At 65.9% G+C, this 16614-nt stretch carries 22 protein-coding genes and 1 riboswitch; of the genes, 7 read left to right on the forward strand and 15 right to left on the reverse strand.

Annotated features, from left to right (window positions below; translation table 11 throughout):
• The first annotated feature begins 2 nt into the window (after window positions 1-2).
• Genes K414_RS0125305 through mnhG form a run of 3 tightly spaced genes read left to right on the forward strand, consistent with a single transcriptional unit; the run spans window position 3 to window position 1259 of the window.
• Window positions 3-644, forward strand: coding sequence for a Na+/H+ antiporter subunit E (locus tag K414_RS0125305; protein ID WP_228139369.1), 642 nt, complete (start codon window positions 3-5; stop codon window positions 642-644).
• The gene (locus K414_RS0125310; protein WP_027498468.1) at window positions 641-898 is read left to right on the forward strand and encodes a monovalent cation/H+ antiporter complex subunit F; all 258 of its coding nucleotides are present in this window, start codon (window positions 641-643) and stop codon (window positions 896-898) included. Before K414_RS0125305 ends, K414_RS0125310 begins: the two co-directional genes overlap by 4 nt.
• 22 nt (window positions 899-920) lie before the next feature.
• A complete protein-coding gene (gene mnhG / locus K414_RS0125315; RefSeq protein WP_027498469.1) occupies window positions 921-1259 on the forward strand; it encodes a monovalent cation/H(+) antiporter subunit G in 339 nt (112 codons plus the stop codon).
• On the opposite strand, the gene K414_RS27995 is transcribed toward mnhG, so the two are convergent.
• From K414_RS27995 to K414_RS29235, 6 genes are all read right to left on the reverse strand, one after another.
• Complete coding sequence (locus K414_RS27995; protein ID WP_237606605.1) at window positions 1225-2442, reverse strand: phosphatase PAP2 family protein; 1218 nt, start codon at window positions 2440-2442, stop codon at window positions 1225-1227. The genes mnhG and K414_RS27995 overlap by 35 nt on opposite strands.
• 110 nt (window positions 2443-2552) lie before the next feature.
• On the reverse strand, window positions 2553-3683 hold the full coding sequence (locus K414_RS0125335) for a glutamate--cysteine ligase (protein WP_027498472.1): 1131 nt from the start codon (window positions 3681-3683) through the stop codon (window positions 2553-2555).
• A gap of 1 nt (window position 3684) precedes the next feature.
• The gene (locus K414_RS0125340; protein WP_032365131.1) at window positions 3685-4407 is read right to left on the reverse strand and encodes a superoxide dismutase family protein; all 723 of its coding nucleotides are present in this window, start codon (window positions 4405-4407) and stop codon (window positions 3685-3687) included.
• A 96-nt stretch (window positions 4408-4503) separates the two neighbouring features.
• Entirely contained in the window at window positions 4504-5037 is a 534-nt protein-coding gene (locus K414_RS0125345) for a LytR C-terminal domain-containing protein (protein WP_027498474.1), read from the reverse strand.
• Between the two features lie 103 nt (window positions 5038-5140).
• Window positions 5141-5476, reverse strand: a complete 336-nt coding sequence (locus K414_RS0125350) for a DUF3263 domain-containing protein (RefSeq protein ID WP_027498475.1) — start codon at window positions 5474-5476, stop codon at window positions 5141-5143.
• Between the two features lie 136 nt (window positions 5477-5612).
• The gene (locus K414_RS29235; protein WP_161631826.1) at window positions 5613-5753 is read right to left on the reverse strand and encodes a hypothetical protein; all 141 of its coding nucleotides are present in this window, start codon (window positions 5751-5753) and stop codon (window positions 5613-5615) included.
• 18 nt (window positions 5754-5771) lie between these two features.
• On the opposite strand from K414_RS29235, the gene K414_RS0125360 reads away from it, so the two are divergent.
• The 3 genes from K414_RS0125360 to K414_RS0125370 are packed head-to-tail and all read left to right on the forward strand — an operon-like array spanning window position 5772 to window position 8166.
• A complete protein-coding gene (locus tag K414_RS0125360; RefSeq protein WP_027498476.1) occupies window positions 5772-6374 on the forward strand; it encodes a peptide deformylase in 603 nt (200 codons plus the stop codon).
• A gap of 35 nt (window positions 6375-6409) precedes the next feature.
• The gene (locus tag K414_RS28000; RefSeq protein WP_051365424.1) at window positions 6410-7354 is read left to right on the forward strand and encodes a GNAT family N-acetyltransferase; all 945 of its coding nucleotides are present in this window, start codon (window positions 6410-6412) and stop codon (window positions 7352-7354) included.
• 11 nt (window positions 7355-7365) lie between these two features.
• The gene (locus K414_RS0125370) at window positions 7366-8166 is read left to right on the forward strand and encodes an exodeoxyribonuclease III (RefSeq protein ID WP_027498477.1); all 801 of its coding nucleotides are present in this window, start codon (window positions 7366-7368) and stop codon (window positions 8164-8166) included.
• 16 nt (window positions 8167-8182) lie between these two features.
• Here the strand turns inward: K414_RS0125370 and K414_RS0125375 are convergent, their stop codons facing one another.
• Window positions 8183-8539, reverse strand: a complete 357-nt coding sequence (locus tag K414_RS0125375; protein WP_027498478.1) for a GNAT family N-acetyltransferase — start codon at window positions 8537-8539, stop codon at window positions 8183-8185.
• Window positions 8540-8653: 114 nt separating this feature from the next.
• Window positions 8654-8980 (reverse strand): GNAT family N-acetyltransferase, encoded by a 327-nt coding sequence (locus K414_RS0125380; RefSeq protein ID WP_027498479.1) that lies wholly within the window; start codon window positions 8978-8980, stop codon window positions 8654-8656.
• Window positions 8981-9281: 301 nt separating this feature from the next.
• Here K414_RS0125380 and thiD point away from each other — a divergent pair, with 301 nt between their 5' ends.
• Window positions 9282-10136 (forward strand): bifunctional hydroxymethylpyrimidine kinase/phosphomethylpyrimidine kinase, encoded by an 855-nt coding sequence (gene thiD / locus K414_RS0125385; RefSeq protein WP_027498480.1) that lies wholly within the window; start codon window positions 9282-9284, stop codon window positions 10134-10136.
• Here the strand turns inward: thiD and K414_RS0125390 are convergent.
• The 7 genes from K414_RS0125390 to thiO all read right to left on the reverse strand — a co-directional run bounded on the left by K414_RS0125390 (window position 10098) and on the right by thiO (window position 16456).
• On the reverse strand, window positions 10098-10919 hold the full coding sequence (locus K414_RS0125390) for an adenylate/guanylate cyclase domain-containing protein (RefSeq protein ID WP_027498481.1): 822 nt from the start codon (window positions 10917-10919) through the stop codon (window positions 10098-10100). The genes thiD and K414_RS0125390 overlap by 39 nt on opposite strands.
• 36 nt (window positions 10920-10955) lie before the next feature.
• On the reverse strand, window positions 10956-12422 hold the full coding sequence (locus K414_RS0125395) for a M28 family peptidase (protein WP_027498482.1): 1467 nt from the start codon (window positions 12420-12422) through the stop codon (window positions 10956-10958).
• 25 nt (window positions 12423-12447) lie between these two features.
• Window positions 12448-13218, reverse strand: coding sequence for an ABC transporter permease (locus tag K414_RS0125400; protein ID WP_027498483.1), 771 nt, complete (start codon window positions 13216-13218; stop codon window positions 12448-12450).
• A complete protein-coding gene (locus tag K414_RS0125405) occupies window positions 13218-14180 on the reverse strand; it encodes an ABC transporter ATP-binding protein (protein ID WP_027498484.1) in 963 nt (320 codons plus the stop codon). The genes K414_RS0125400 and K414_RS0125405 overlap by 1 nt, the downstream gene beginning before the upstream one ends.
• Window positions 14181-14446: 266 nt before the next feature.
• Window positions 14447-15199: a thiazole synthase gene (locus K414_RS0125410; protein WP_027498485.1), complete on the reverse strand. Its 753-nt coding sequence runs from the start codon at window positions 15197-15199 to the stop codon at window positions 14447-14449.
• A complete protein-coding gene (thiS, locus tag K414_RS0125415) occupies window positions 15192-15407 on the reverse strand; it encodes a sulfur carrier protein ThiS (protein WP_027498486.1) in 216 nt (71 codons plus the stop codon). Before thiS ends, K414_RS0125410 begins: the two co-directional genes overlap by 8 nt.
• Window positions 15404-16456, reverse strand: coding sequence for a glycine oxidase ThiO (thiO, locus tag K414_RS0125420; protein WP_081701728.1), 1053 nt, complete (start codon window positions 16454-16456; stop codon window positions 15404-15406). Before thiO ends, thiS begins: the two co-directional genes overlap by 4 nt.
• Window positions 16457-16568: riboswitch (TPP riboswitch) on the reverse strand.
• Window positions 16569-16614: the final 46 nt, after the last annotated feature.

The raw sequence follows: 16614 nt of genomic DNA on the forward strand, positions 1-16614 counted from the left end.
AGATGAACCGTTCCTTCCTGCTGCGGATCTGGACACTGGGATGGTTGACGGCCATCTGGGTTCTGTTGTGGGGCAACGTCTCTGCGGCCAACATCCTCGGCGGACTCGCGGTCGGCCTGCTCATCATGGTGCTGTTGCCGTTGCCGCGGGTGCCGGTCGAGGGACGCATCCACGTGTTCTCGCTCGTCAAGCTCGCAGTCGTATTCCTCTATTACGCAGCCGAATCCAGTGTCAGTGTGGCGTGGTTGGCGATCCGCCCGAAGGCACCGCCGGTCACCGGTGTGCTGCGCTGCCGCATCGCCATCAAGTCCGATCTGGTGCTCACCCTCTTCGTCGACGCGATGAATCTCGTCCCGGGCACGATGGTCCTCGAGATCGATCGCACCCGACGCCTGCTGTACGTGCATGTGCTGGACATGGGCACGCAGAAGGCAGTCGACGGGTTCTACACGTACGTTCGGAACCTCGAGAAACTGTTCATCGCGGGATTCGAGCGCGACTCCGACTGGAAGCCGAGCCCCCTGCACTACCAGGAGTACGAGCAGTACCACGGGGTTCTGGGCGACGATCCCGAATCGGGCGATCTCGATACCCCGCGCGACGACAAGATGACCGACGACAAGAGGAAGGGGGACTGGTCGTGACCGTAGTACTGGCGATCGCAGGCGCGCTGCTGATCGCCGCCGCGATCCTCACCGCATTCCGGTTGCTCGACGGCCCGAGCACGTTGGACCGCTTGGTCGCGATGGACACCATCCTTGCCGTGTCGATGTGTGGGCTCGGCGTGTGGGCGGTCTACAGCCGCGACACCACGCTGGTGCCTGCCATCGTTGCGCTGTCCCTGGTCAGCTTCGTCGGGTCGGTCAGCATCGCACGGTTCAGAGTGAGGGACGAATGAACGACACAGTGAGGGGCGAACGATGACCGCAGCCCAGTGGATAGCTTCTGTCTTCATCCTGTTGGGAGCGCTGTTCGCCTTCACGGCCGCCGTGGGCATCGTGCGTTTCCCCGACACGCTCTCGCGCATGCACGCGGCCACCAAGCCGCAGGTGGTCGGGTTGATCATGGTGCTGGTCGGCGCGATCATCAGCCTGCGCGGCAATGTCGACATCTGGATGCTGGTGCTGGTCGGCATCTTCACTCTCGTCACTGCTCCGGTGATTGCGCACACTGTGGGACGCGTCGCCTACCGGGAACAGCGCGGGCGCGACGGCCTGCTCATCGTCAACGAGATGGAACCGAACGAACCCGATCAGTGAAGCGCGAGCGATCGGCGAAGAACGCGGTATGGAATCCGAACGCCATGCCGATCAGAATTCCGAGCACGAGCGGACCGAACACCAGTGGGTTCGCGGCGAATTCCTCGGCGAGGTAGCGGTAGCTCAGCAGTAGGGCGGCCATCGCGACGCAACCGTAGGTCACCAGCGTGATCCGGTCGCGGTCCCATCCCCGTTCCGGGTCGCGCAGCAAAGATTCGATGGTGAGGCACAGGACCGCGCCCGCCACCAGGTCGACGCCGTAGTGGTAACCGAATCCGAGCGTCGCAGCCAGTGTTCCCAACAGCCACAGTGTGCCGCCGGTGCGCAGCCACCAGGGGCCGCGTCGGGAATGGATGAAGATGCTCAGAGCCCACGCGGTGTGCAGGCTCGGCATGCAGTTGCGCGGCGTCTGCGAGTCGAACGGGATCTCGCCGAGGCTGCCCGAGAGCGGAACCGACTGCGTCGGCCACGACTCGAACGCGAACATCGGGCCCACCACCGGGAACAGCAGGTAGAACACCGGTCCGACGAGTCCGATGAGCAGGAACGTGCGGAACAGGAAGTGTCTCGGCCACGCTGAGCCCGCGGCGACCCCACGCAGTTGGTACAGCGCAACAATGATCGCCGCGACGGGGAGCTGAATGTAGATCCAGTGCAGCGTTCCCTCGGCGACCGGGCCGAGTCGGTCCAGAATGCTGCCGAGCACCCAGGACGGATTTCCCAGCGCATGATCGGCGGCGTATGCGTATTCGTCGAGAACGTAGGGCCGGACCAAGGTCGTGATGTGCAACCAGGCATCGCCGGCCTTGGTCGCGAGCAGCAACAGTGCGCCGAGGGCGACGCCGCGCATCGCCCGAGCGTCATGGCGCCGGACGACATGGAACGCGAGCGCGACCAGCACCAGCGACGGCCCGTTCCCGACGGTCGGTGGCACATCGAACAGATACCGGCCGCCCAGTACGACGGCATCGAGCGCGGCAGCGACGGCCAGTACGCGCAGGCGGGACGAGCTGTTCAGACCTACCGTGGCCAGGACGAGCGCCGCCCACGGCAGCGACATCGACTTCGGTGTTCCGAACATGTCGTTCCACATGCTCGGCAACGGGCCGGGGAAGTTCCATTTCCACGCGACGACCTGCAGCGTCAGCAGAAACGCTGCGACAAGGACCGCACCGACGATCAGAGGACGAACAGAGTCCTCACGTGTCGCATCGACCTCGACGCTCTCGACGTCCCCCTGCAGCACGCCGTTGATCGTAAACGCTGAGTGAACACAAAATTAAATACAGAGGGTCACGATTGGAGATCGGTGACCAACGACTCCACGACGGCACGTAGATCGCCGCCGGATTTCGCGGCCACTGCACGCTGGCGTTGATACGAGGCACCGAGGCGGGGAATGTCGGCCACCGCGGCAAGCTCGTCGACGCAATTCAACCGGACCGCCGTCGGAGTCAACTTCTCCAGTAAGTCGTGCAGATCATCGGTGACCAGCCGCTCGTTGCTGTCGGCGTCGAGAATGATCTCGGCGTCGAGGCCGTACCGGGCAGCTCGCCACTTGTTCTCCTGGACGTGCCACGGCGGGATCGTCGGCAGGGTCTCGCCTGCTTCGAGTCGTTCGTCGAGATGCACGATCAGGCAGTGCGTCAACGCGACGAGGGCCGCGAGTTCACGCTTGGTCGATGCGCCGTCGCACACCCGAACCTCGATGGTTCCCCACTTCGGAGCCGGGCGGATGTCCCAGTGCATGCCCCCGAGCTGCTCGATGACGCCGGTCTTGAGCTGATCACGAACGAATCCCTCGAACTGCGACCAGTCGTCGAACTGAAACGGCAGACCGGCCGTCGGCAACTGTTGAAACATCAGTGCTCGGTTGCTGGCGTATCCGGTGTCGTTGCCCGCCCAGATCGGCGACGACGCCGACAGTGCCAACAGATGCGGGTATTGCAGCAGCAACGAGTTGAGGATGGGAAAGACCTTGTCGGGAGAGGACACCCCGACGTGGACGTGCACGCCCCAGATGAGCATCTGTCGGCCCCACCACTGGGTACGCGCGATGAGCTCGTCGTAGCTCGGGGAGCTGGTCAGCTGCTGCGTCGACCATTCCGCGAACGGGTGCGTCCCGGCCGAGAACAGATCGATCCCCAGAGGATCCGCGGCTCGGCGCACCAGGTCCAACGAGCCGCCGAGGTCCTCCATGGCCTCCCCGACGTTCTCGCACACTCCAGTGACGAGTTCGACGGTGTTGCGCAGCAGTTCCTTCGTCACCCGAGGCGTGTCTCCGGCGAGGTCACGAACGCCGTCCATGACTGCCTCGGCGGAGTTGACGAGATCCCGCGTGCTCTTGTCGACCAGCGCAATTTCCCACTCCACGCCGAGCGTGGGTCGCGGAGAACTCGCGAAGTCGATCCGGGGAGCGTTCAAACTACTTCAGTACCGCGCACGCCGCCCGAGCACCGGCATCACCGGTCATCAGGGTCGCCATGTCGGGTACCGCAGCACCGTCGGGCAACGTGTACCGCGGCGGGATGTTGGCGAAGTTGTCTGCGCCCTCGTGCACGATGACCGACGTTCCGGCACCACCGGCGCGCAGGTCGTCCAGCGTGATCGCATCGGTGGTGGTGACCAGGCGGCCCGTGCCGTCCTCGCCCACCTGGATCGACGACAGGTCGCCGCTGGAGGGGTGTTCGGTGCGTCCGTCGACCTGCAGGTGACCACCCGCAGAGAGGAAGTTGCCCGGCTCACCGCCGGTAGGTGCCACCGAGTTGGGCTCGCAGGCCCCGACGGTGTGGACGTGGAAGCCGTGGAAGCCCGGCGTCATGTTCTCGACCTCGGCCGTGACGGTGAGCTTCTCGCCCTCCGACGCGAACGACACGGTGCCCACCTCGGCACCGGACGCGTTGCGGAGCACGCCCTCGATCATGTTCTCGGAGCTGCCTTCCGAGCCACTCTCTGCCCGACCGTCACCGGCGACTGCGGCCGCGGACGGGTCTGCTTCACCGGTCCACACCGGCGGCACCGTGCCGGGTGTGTCGGACGCGACCTCGCCGTTGCTGCAGGCGGAGAGCCCGAGAGCGGCGATCGCGAGGACCGGGGCCACGTAACGCAAAGAGCGGGTCGCAGCAGTGCGTCGCTTGAACAGGTCCATCGAAGAGTGCTCCTCTTTCGGGCAGGGTGAAGGGCTTGCAAAATCATAACGTGCCGACCGATTCGGCCGAACCGGACAGGTTGTCATGCCGGCGAGTTACTGCGTCACGATGACGACGACACCCGCGGTGGATTCGAGTGAACTTGGTTTGGGCTCGGCCGGAATGCCGAGTTGGGTGGCGATCGTCTGCGCTGCCTGCTGCTCACCGGTGTCGGTGCCGTAGTACACCGCGGTCTGGGCGAACTGGGCTTCGCTGAAGTTGCCGGTCTCGGCGACCGTCCAGCCCTCGGCGGTGAGTGTGCTCGCAGTGCCGGCGGCGAGCCCGGAGACGTTGGAGTTGTTGAGCACGCGCACCTCGACATCGGCGGCGGCGCGAGAGGTGGTTGCTGCGGAGGACGTGGTCGACGACGCGGCAGGAGCCTGCGCGGCGGGAGCTTGGGTACCGGGAGCTTGCGCCACCGGAGCGGCAGCCGTCGTCGCGGCAGCGGGCGCCTCTGCGGCGGCATCCTCGGAATCGGAGCCGGTCAGAGACAGTGCACCGACCGCTGCGAACAGGATCGCGAGCGAGATCAGCACCATGGCCAGGGCACGGAGGGGTGGCCCGGTCTGTTCCGGGTTGGGGCTGCTCACGTACTCGACCCTAGCCGACCGTCGATCGAGACCTTTTCAACGGAGCTTGCACCTTCCCCAGGGAGCAACATCTCTCGGCAGAGTCGAAACCCGGCGCGGGGGATCAGACGTCGAAACCGAGCCGACGTGCGGCGCGGGCCTTCTGCCTGCTCGCACGCAAACGGCGCAGTCGCTTGACCAGCATCGGGTCTGCGGCAAGGGCTTCGGGACGATCCACCAACGCGTTGAGGATCTGGTAGTAGCGGGTTCCCGACATGGAGAAGAGTTCCTTGATCGCCTCTTCCTTGGCCCCGGCGTACTTCCACCACTGGCGCTCGAAGGACAGGATGTCGTGCTCTCGTCGGCTCAAGCCGTCCGCACCGACTTCGTTCGGATCGTGAGAGCCGTCCGATCCCGGTTGCTGAGACTGGTTCGAGTCACGCGCTGCTGCGCCGTCCATCCCACTCCTCGACTTCTCGACTCCCCTGGGCCCGTGCGACAACCGACCCCGAGGAAATCTGCTTCCCCCAGTGCTGCCGGCACCCGTACGAGTACCGACCGAACTTCGAGCGAATTACACAGTTGTACTTCGGGGATCATTCAACCACGTTCGACCGCCCGGACCCGGCTCCCGCGAGGTACTCGCGCGTGGCGTGTTCGTCGACGACCGAACCGTCGGTGCGACACTCGTCCACCGGCTCCGCTCCCGACGGGCCGGTGGGTGGGCCGGGCGTCACCCACTATCCTTGTCGACCATGGCAATTCTTCCCATCCGGATCGTCGGCGATCCGGTGCTCCACACTGCGACCGATCCCGTCACCGAGTCGCCGGCCGAGCTCGCCGAGCTGATCGCCGACATGTACGAGACGTTGGCGGCTGCCAACGGCGTCGGACTGGCGGCGAACCAGGTGGGCGTCGGTAAGCGTCTGTTCATCTACGACTGCCCCGACCAGGGCGCGGACGGCAAGGTTTTCCGCCGCCGCGGAGAGGTCGTCAACCCGGTGCTCGAGACGTCCGAAATTCCCGAGACGATGCCCGACCCCGACGATGACGACGAGGGGTGCCTCTCGGTCCCCGGTGAGCAGTACCCCACCGGTCGGGCCGACTGGGCGCGAGTGACCGGTACCGACGCCAACGGCGATCCGGTGGACATCGAGGGCCGCGGGTTCTTCGCCCGGATGTTGCAGCACGAGGTGGGTCACCTCGACGGCTTCCTCTACACCGATGTGCTCATCGGTCGCCACGCGCGAGCGGCGAAGAAGGCGATCAAGCGCTCCGGGTGGGGCGTCCCCGGCCTCAGCTGGGTGCCGGGCACCGTCGACGACCCCTTCGGCCACGACGACGAGGACGAGGACTGATCGCTGCCGTGACCGTTCCGCCGGGGACGCGGGTGATGCTGCGGTACCGACTGCCACCCGGCCACACCCATCCGATGACGGACGTCATCGGGGAATTGGTGTCGGCCGACGCGGTCGCGGTGTCGGTCCGCGCCAAGGACGGCGCTCTGGTGCAGGTGGCCGCCGATCGCATAGTGGCCTTGAAGCCGTTGGGCCCCAAACCTGTTCGCACCTCGGAGATTCGGGCTCTCGAGGCGGCCGCGGCCGACGGGTGGCCGGGTGTCGAACAGGAGTGGATCACCGGCTGGCAGTTGCGTTTCGGGCACGGCTTCACCGGGCGCGCCAATTCGGCGGTGCCTCTCGAGCCCGGCGCAGCAGCAGATTCCGAGACGGTGGCCGCGATCTCCGCCCGATACGACGCACGAGGACTGACGCCGATCCTCGCCCTCCCCGACCGTCTCGCGACCGCACCGGCCGGTTGGTCGACGTTCAACGAGACCGTCGTCATGGCGGCGGATATCTCGAATCTGGTTCTACGCGAGGGCGACTCGCCTGTCACCGTCACTCCCGAACCGACCGCCGACTGGTTGAGTTCTCTGCGCTACCAAGGCCGAGAGGCGACGACGGGTGCTGCCGAGGTGGTCTCGGCGGTGCGCAACGGAACCCTCGGTTTCGGCGCGATCGGGAACGCAGGAGTCGGATCGATCGCAGTGGGCCGAGCGGCCGTCACCGCGGCCCCGGACGGTCGGTCGTGGGTGGGCTTGACCGCGCTCTGGGTGTCCCCCGAGCATCGCCGCAACGGTCTCGGCACGCTGATGTGCGGCGAGCTGGTGCGGTGGGGATGCGAGAACGGCACCACGCACGCATACCTTCAGGTGGCCGTCGACAACACCGATGCCCAGGCGCTCTACCGCGATCTGGGATTCGGCGAGCATCACCGCTATCGCTACGCGCGCCCGGACGACACGATCGGCCGCGAGCCTGTCGGACGCGTTCTATAGGGTTCCTTCCCGTGCGCTTTGCTACCTGGAATGTGAACTCCGTCCGCTCTCGGCAGGATCGAATCGTCGATTGGTTGCAGCGATCCGACGTCGACGTGCTGGCGATGCAGGAAACCAAGTGCAAGGACGCACAGTTTCCGTACGAGCGGTTCACCGAGATCGGCTACGAGGTTGCCCACGTCGGGCTCAGTCAGTGGAACGGCGTGGCGATCGCGTCGCGCGTCGGCTTGGACGACGTGCAGGCCGGCTTCGAGGACCAGCCCGGGTTCAGCAAGGATCCCGAGGTCGAGGCCGCAGACGAGGCCCGAGCCATCGGAGCGACCTGCAACGGGGTGCGCATCTGGAGCCTGTACGTGCCGAACGGCCGCGAGCTCGCCGATCCGCACTACACCTACAAGCTCGAGTGGCTCGCGGCACTGAAGGCCGACGCGCAGGCGTGGGTGGCGGCGGACCCACAGGCGCAGATCGCGCTCGTCGGCGACTGGAACATCGCTCCCACCGACGACGACGTGTGGGATCCCGCCCTGTTCGAGGGCAAGACTCACACCTCGCAGCCGGAGCGTGATGCCTTCGCGGCATTCTCCGAGGCCGGTTTCACCGAAGTGACGCGGCAGTTCACTCCCGAGCCCAGGACGTTCACGTACTGGGACTACACCCAGCTCAGATTTCCGAAGAAACAAGGTCTGCGTATCGACATGGCGTTGACCTCACCTGCCCTGACGGCTCGCGTGACCGGCGCATCGATCGATCGCGAGGAGCGTAAGGGCAAGGGTGCCAGCGATCATGCTCCGGTGATCGTGGAGATCGGCTGAGCCGCGGCCGTCTCTGCTATTCGACGACCAGGTCCAAGAACTCCGGGTGCTGCGCCAGGTAGCGACGGACGTAGGTGCAGATCGGCACGATGCGCCAGTCGCGGTCGCGCGCGGTGTTCAGCGATGCGCGCACGAGCACTCCTGCCCAGCCGCGGTCGCCGTATTCCTCTTTGACGACCGTGTGCATCAGCGCGACGACCGATTCGTCGCCGGCTGCGTCGTCGCCATCGCCGAACCGATAGCCGAGGATGCCGACGAGATCGTCGTCGACGAACAGATCGAATCTGTTGTGATCGGCGTTGTCCTCGATGCGGACCGAGGGGCGCTCGACCGGAATCGCCGCGTCGGAGCGGCGGTGAGAGATGTGACTCATGTCACTTATGAGACCAGAGTTGCTCGAGTGTCGCGGGGAAAGTGCACCGATCGACGCCGAGTCGAGTCCTTTACGTAACCAGCCGTGGCGTGACCGGCCGGGCAGCGCAAGCACTCAGAGAGCGACGAGCATGTCGTTGTACTCGGGGTTGGCCGCCGCGAAGCGCTGGACGTAGGTGCAGACCGGCTTGACCTTCCAGCCGTAGGACCGCGCGCTGTCGAGGGCGCGGCGAACCAGAATGCCGGCCAAGCCTTGATGACCGAAGTCCTCGGTGACGACGGTGTGCATGAAGGAGACGACATGCGTGCGTGTCGCACGGGCTCCGTTTCCTTCGACTTCGAAGAATCCGACGATGCCGACGAGGTCGCCGTTCAGTCGAAGCTCGAAGCGATTCTGGTCTTTGTTGATCGAGACATCAGCACTGGGAGAACTCGCAAGCATGGACGCCTCCTTTGCTGGGTGTGGAGTGGTGGAGGAACTTCGGAACCGAGACGGTATGTGACGTGCACCACTATTAAACATGCGCGAGGTGGGTCTGTCACCTTTTCTACCAACAAACCTTCGGATGCGTAGGTTTGTCCATCGATCCCGAACCGGATGCTGGTACAGCTCATAAGTGTCCCCGTGCGGCGTTGTGATACAACAACATTCAAAGTGTCACCATGTTTTCACCAACATTCACCTCCGGCGTCTCGCCTGCCGAGACCCTGCCGATCGCGGCCCGCCGGTACTGTCGTCTCTCGTGAAGTTCCTACCGCTCACGCCCAACGGCGAGACTCCCGTCCGCGCGCTGACGATCGCCGGAACCGACTCCGGCGGCGGTGCCGGAATCCAGGCGGACAGTCGCACGATGGCCATGTTGGGCGTGCACGCATGTGTTGCCGTCGCGGCGGTGACGGTCCAGAACACCGTCGGCGTGACGGGCTTCCACGAGATCCCGCCGGAGATCGTCGCGGCTCAGGTTCGCTCGGTGGTATCGGACATCGGCGTCGGCGCAGCGAAGACCGGGATGCTGGCGTCCACCGCGATCATCGAGGCGGTCACGGCCGTGTGCACCGAGGTGGGTATCGGCCGCGACCAACCGGTTCCGCTCGTCGTCGACCCGGTGTGCGCGTCCATGCACGGTGACCCCCTACTGCACGCCGAGGCGCTCGACGCCATCCGGCACACGCTGTTTCCCATCGCCTCGCTGGTGACTCCCAACCTCGACGAGGTTCGGTTGATCACCGGCATCGATGTCGTCGACGACGCCGGCGCGCGTCGCGCCGCCGAGGCGCTGCACGGATTGGGCGCGCAATGGGCCCTGGTCAAGGGCGGTCACCTCCGCACCTCGACCCACAGCACCGATCTACTGTTCGACGGCGACACCTTCCTCGAATTCACCAGCGAACGCATCGACACCGGCAACGATCACGGCGGCGGCGACACCCTCGCGGCCTCGATCGCGTCGGCGCTGGCCCACGGATACTCGATGCCCGACGCGGTAGCGTTCGGCAAGGAATGGGTCACCCGTTGCCTGGCCGCGTCCTACGACCTCGGTGCGGGCCACGGCCCGGTGTCACCGCTGTGGCGACTGCACGAGTCGGAGAATGCGTAGGTCGTCGGGTGCGCCCTTGATCTTCGGAGCGAAGAAGCTGCGCCGATAAGGCTTGGCGACCACGTGCAACGCGTCGAGCACCTCCGGTGACACGGCATCGAGTGCGGCGGCCGAGATCATGATGTTGCCGTTTCCGCCGGTCTGCATGACCCGCGCTGCGACGGTGACGTCGACACCGAGCCAGTCGGAACCGACCTGACGCGGGCTTCCGGTGTGGATCCCGACACGCATCGTCGGGGTGTAGCCGTCGACGTTCACGCTGGTGAGGGCCTCGCGCGCCGCGAACACGGCGTCCACGGCTTTGCCCGCATCGGCGAACACGGCCATGATGCCGTCGCCCAGCCGTTTCACGACGTGCCCGCCGCGGAACACGACCTCGGGTTCGACGGCTTTGGAGACTTTACGGAGCAACGTCAATGTGGCGGTATCGCCGGCGCGCAGTGACCACGACGAGAATCCGACGAGATCGGTGAAGACGATCGTGACGTCCTCGTCGCCGCGGCCCCGACCGGCTCGCTCGAGGATGGCCTGCCACACCTGGAGGGCACCGAGGCCGAGTTCGCGGGAGGCACCCGGTTCGTCGTCGAGTCCGTTCGCTGCCAGGAACCGATCCGCCACCCGCGCGACGGCCAGTGCGCGTCCCGGGCCGTCGATCGACAGCGGATCACCGAACGTGGGGTCACCGGGTAATGCGCGACGCACACGCCGAACCGCCCCGACGACGGTGGGCGCTCGGTTGGTGGTGCGGACCCACTCCACCACCGAGGAGACGACTGCGTTCACAGCATCGAGCGTAACTCACGGTTACACATACTTCCCTTACCCTTCGGCGCGTGCGGCCTCGCGCGCAGCCCCGACCGGTACTCCGTTGGGGCCTTCCACCGACTGCGCGTAGACACCGATGCCGTACGCCACGGCGGCACCGTTCTTCGCCAGCGCCGCGCGGTCGACGTTCGCCAGGGTGTCCTGATCGGTGTGGTAATTCTCGTCGAACGTCTGATCGGCCGTGCCACCCCACTTCGCGGCCTGCTCGGCGGTCTTGTTCTCGTCCGCGCCGCTGAAGACGCCGCCTGCGGGGATGCCGACCTCGATGAACGGCCCGTAGTCGGATCGACCGTCGAAATCCGTGCCGTCGACGGCGATACCGTCGGCCGCCAGATGCTCGACGAACGTGCGCTCGATGGCGTCGGATCCGGCCGGTCCCGCGGGCTCACCGACCTGGTCGGAGTCGTCGCCGTCGTAGGCGAGGTAGCCGGGGTTGTGCGAGCCGATCATGTCGAAGTTCAAGTACAGCGCGATGTTTCGCTTGTCCTCGTCGGACAGGCCCTCGACGTATTTGGTCGAACCGACGAGCCCGTTCTCCTCGGCACCCCAGAATGCGAACCGGACCGCGTTGGTCACCTCGGGTGCACTGCCCATCTGCAGAGCAGTCTCGAGCACGGCGGAGGTGCCGGTGCCGTTGTCGTTGATGCCTGGGCCCTCGGGGACGCTGTCGAGGTGGGCGCCCGCGACCACCACGTTCTCGGTCGAGCCGGTGGTGGTCTGCGCGATGATGTTGCGGCTCGTGGTCGACTCGGTCGTCGTGACGAGCGTCAACGTGACATCGGGGGCCGCGAGGACCGCTGCCCCGTCCTCCTGGCTGACACCGCCGGTCGGAATCTTCGCGGTCTCGGAATCACCGAGCGTTCCCGAATCCAGTGGTCCGGGTTCGTTGTTGACGATGATCGCTGCTGCCGCACCCAATTCGGCGGCGACGGTCTGCTTCGCACCGAACGGGCACACCCCTCGCGGCACGACTGCCACCGCTCCCGTCAGGTCGAGACCGGCGTAATCGGTTGCCTCGCACCCGTCTGCCCCGGCGGGAGCGCCGACGACGCGTGCGGTGATCCCCTCGGCGGACGTGGTGGGCGAGTAGCTGAGCGCGAACACCGGAATCTCGGTGCCCGCGAGCGAGAGGGTTTGCGTCTGCGCCTCGAAGGTGTCGAAATCGAATTCGGGAGTGGTGACGTCGAATCCGGCCGATTCCAGTTGGGAGACAACGTAATCGACACTCGCGTCGTATCCGGCAGTCCCGGCCGCGCGGTTACCGTCGTGCGCGGCGGCGATGTCCTCTAATTCCTGCAGGTGCCCGACGAGGGCATCCTCGGTGACCGCTTCCGACAGTCCGGCCCCGTCGGGTGTCGCGAAAACTCTGGCCGGTTCCTCGTCCCCCGTACCGGAGGAGGACGAGCAACCGGCCAGAATCAGGACAGTGACGGCGCTACCTGCAAGCAAGGAAATCCGCATAGCGGACACCCTACCCAGGCAGGTGTCAGGCGTCCCGGCGATTGACGACGAACACTGCCACTCCAAAGATCACCGCGGTGAAGACGACGAAGTAGATCAGGCTGCCGACGGGTCCCCAGTGGAAGTCCGTTCCCGCGGATCCGCCGAGGAAATGGTCGGCGTTCTTGAACGGCAGGAACGGCTGAATCTTCTCGCCGACCTTCGGGATGATCCCGACGAGGTTCTCGATGAGCAACGGCCACAACAACAACACGGCGATGGCACCGGCGGACTGGCGAATCAGCGCACCCACGGCAACGGCCAGAACGATCTGCACGAACGCCAGAATTGCGGTGCCGTAGACGACGCGCCAGGTGCCGTCGACGTCGAAGCTCAGCAATGCGCCGGCTTCCTCACCGGCGATGGATTTGGCCAGGAACAACGCGCCGAAGGCGAGAACCAACGACAGCACTGCCCCGTACACGCCGACGATCAGTGCCTTCGCACCGAGCACCGAGGCCCGGTTGGTGATCGCCTGGAACGTGGTTCGGATCAGGCCGAAGCGGTATTCGCTGGTGACGGTGAGTGCACCGAGGATCATCAGCACCATGATGCCGAGTCCGCCGACGCCGCTGCCGACGACGTCGTATGCGGTGGTCGGTGGCAGACCTTCCGGCGCATCCGGGCCGACGGCGGTCTTTGCGGCCCAACCCAGGATGGCTCCGAACCCGAGGCCGAAGACCACCACGATCGCGCTGCACCACCACGGCGACTTGGTCGAGGTGAACTTGATTCTTTCTGCTGCCAAGACGCCCATCAGAGTGCACCGCCCATTGCTTGCTGAGTGTTCTGGTCTTCGGCTCCCGAGCCGTGATATTGCACTGTGTCTCCGGTGAGTTTCATGAATGCTTCCTCGAGCGAGCCGCGCTGAGAGGCCAACTCGTGCAATGTGATTCCGGCCCGGCCGGCGAGGTCGCCGATCGCGTCGGTGGTGGAGTTCAGCACGACGAGCGAGGGCTGCAGTTCGTCGGACTTGTCCGGCTCACGCACCGTGAGGCCGGCGGTGGTCAGCACCTGACGCAGGCCGTCGAGTTGTGGGCTGCGGACGCGTACCGAGGCCTCGGAGGCATGGTCGATGAATTCCTGCACCGAGGAATCCGAGATCAGCTTGCCGCGTCCGATGACGATGAGATGTTCGGCCGTCTGCGCCATCTCCGAGAGCAGGTGGCTCGACACCAGGACCGTGCGGCCCTCGGCTGCCAAGCGCTGCATGAACTTTCGGATCCAGACGATGCCCTCGGGATCGAGTCCGTTGACCGGCTCGTCGAACAGCAACACCTTGGGGTCACCGAGAAGAGCGCCGGCGAGACCGAGCCGCTGCGACATGCCGAGCGAGAATCCGCCCGCATTCTTCTTCGCGACCTCGGACAGGCCCACCAGCCGCAGCACCTCGTCGACGCGGGACTTGGGGATGCCGTTGGACGCAGCCATCCATTCCAGATGCGCACGCGCAGACCGGTTGGGGTGCACCCATTTGGCGTCGAGCAGAGCGCCGACGGTACGCAGTGGCTGCTTCAGGTGGCTGTAGCTCTTGCCCTCGATGGTCGCCGTCCCCGAGGTGGGGCGGTCGAGCCCGAGAATCATCCGCATCGTGGTGGACTTGCCCGCACCGTTCGGTCCGAGAAAGCCGGTCACGATGCCGGGTTTGATGGTGAAGGTGAGGTTGTCGACCGCCGTCACCGCTCCGTACTGCTTGGTCAGTCCTGTCACTTCGATCATGGGACAACTGTCCCCGATCGACGACGTGTCCACATCGCCCCACAGTCGCGACTTGCATCATCCTTTTGGATGACACAGACCCTGAGACAGCCGAGGCCTGACTGGGTCACGCGGTCGCAGAAGCGCGGCCGCAAATGCGCGCGCGTTTGCCAGATGCGCGGGGATTCGCCCTTGTTTTCGCCACTATTCTGCGCGCGTTTCGCAAACGCGCTCGCGTTTGCGAAATACGCAGCACCACAGAAGGCGCTGCGCCGCCGACGCAGCCGCTACATCGGCGAGCTGGCTTGCGCCCAGAATCGTTTCGGGATGCGGCCTGCATGTCGGGCCTGGTAACCCGCGGCCACCGCATGGCGCATCGCCGACGCCATCAGCGCCGGATCCTTGGCGCGTGTCACTGCGGTCGCGAGCAGCACTGCGTCGCAGCCGAGTTCCATCGCGAGGGTTGCGTCGCTGGCGGTGCCGATGCCCGCGTCGAGGATCACCGGCACCCCTGCGGCCTCGACGATCATCTCGATGTTGTGTGGGTTGGCGATGCCGAGGCCGGTACCGATGGGTGAGCCGAGCGGCATGACGGCAACGCAGCCGATGTCTTCGAGACGCTTGGCCAGCACCGGGTCGTCGGTGGTGTACGGCAGCACCTGGAAGCCGTCGTCCACGAGTTGTTCTGCGGCCTTCACCAATTCGATGGCGTCGGGCAGCAGCGTGCGCTCGTCGGCGATCACTTCGAGCTTCACCCAGTCGGTCTCGAGCGCCTCGCGGCCCAGCTGCGCGGTGAGCACGGCCTCGGCCGCGCCGCGGCAGCCTGCGGTGTTCGGCAGCGGAGCGATGTTCAACCGCCGCAGCAGATCGAGCACTCCCGTTCCACCCGCGGCGTCGACGCGGCGCATCGCGACGGTGGTCAGTTCGGTTCCCGATGCGACGAGGGCTTCCTCGAGGACGGCGAGGTTGGCCGCTCCCCCGGTGCCGGTGATGAGCCGGGACGTGAAGGTGCGATCGGCGATGGTGAGTGCGCTAGCCACCCTGCACCGCCGTGAGAACGTCGATGGTCCAACCCTTTTGGACGTCGGTGGTGTCCCATCGACTCTTGGGCAGCACGGCACCGTCGACGGCGACGGCAATCCCTTTTTCGGGCAGGCCGAGGAATTCGAGCAGCCGACGCATGGTCATGTCCTCGGTGAGCAGGTGATCCTCGCCGTTGACGGTGATCCCGATGGCAACCTGGGTCATGGTGTCCTTTCGATCTGTGAGAAGCGTTCGGGTGTGGCGGCTTTCGCCTCGGGCAGCGTCTCGCCCGATATCAGCGCGGCGACGGCGTCGGCGGTGATCGGCGCGAGCAGAATGCCGTTGCGGCCGTGGCCGGTAGCGACGATCACGTCGTCGGCGAGTCTGCCGATCAACGGCAGTCCGTCGGGGCTCATCGGTCGTAATCCTGCAGCGGTTTCGTACAGTTCGTACTCGCCGATGCTCGGCATGAGCCGTTCGGCGTCGGCGATCAGGTCTCGCACCCCCGCCACGGTGACCTGGGTGTCCTCACCCGATTCGTATTGTGTTGCGCCGACGACCAATCCGTCGCCGCGTGGCACCAGGTACACGGGTCGGCCGTGTACGGTTCCGCGGATCGTGCGGTGCGGTGGCGGTGCGGCGCTGGGCCGACGACGCAGCCGCAGGATTTCGCCTTTCACCGGCCTGACCGGCAGTGTCGGCCACAGTGCGGCGCAGCGTGAACCGGCGGCCAGGACCACCTGATCGGCGTCGGGAATTGCGTCGACCGAGGTTGCCACGAACTCCACTCCGGCGTCGAGACATCCCTGCTCGAGCGCGGTAACCAGGGCCCGATTGTCGACGGACAGCTCGGTCGGTGCCAACAACCCGAGCCGAATGTTCTGCGCCAATGCAGGTTCGAGTTCACGCACCTGCGCGCGGCCGAGAATCTCGAGCTCGTGTCCCTGCTCGCCCACCCATTCGGCGATCGTGCGCAGGTCGGTGGCGTCGGCGGAGTCGAGGGCGACGGTCATGGATCCGGTGGCCGAGAACACCGACGGGCCGGGGAGGCGTCCGGCGAAGTCCGGCCACCGCGCCAGCGACGCGGCACCGAGCCGTAGAAGTTCGTGTTCACCGGGCCACCCCTCGGACAGTGGGGCCAGCATGCCGCCCGCGACCCACGACGCGCCTCGACCCAGCGCAGGATCGTGCATCACCACCCGGTGGCCGTCCTCCGCCAGTCGTAGCGCCGTCGACAGCCCGATGACGCCTCCGCCGATAACGACGATATGCACGCGATTCACGTCCTCACTCCCTGCGCCCGCATGATCGGGTTCAGGTATTGACGGTAAGGGCGGCGAACCCACTCTCAGCCCCACGATCCTCGGGACTCCCGCGATATGTCGGCCACTCCGTCGTCGGTCGCGGCTGCCATGAGAATACAGTTCGTTTC

This window comes from Rhodococcus sp. JG-3, from assembly GCF_000482405.1.
Taxonomy (GTDB): Bacteria; Actinomycetota; Actinomycetes; order Mycobacteriales; family Mycobacteriaceae; genus Rhodococcoides; species Rhodococcoides fascians.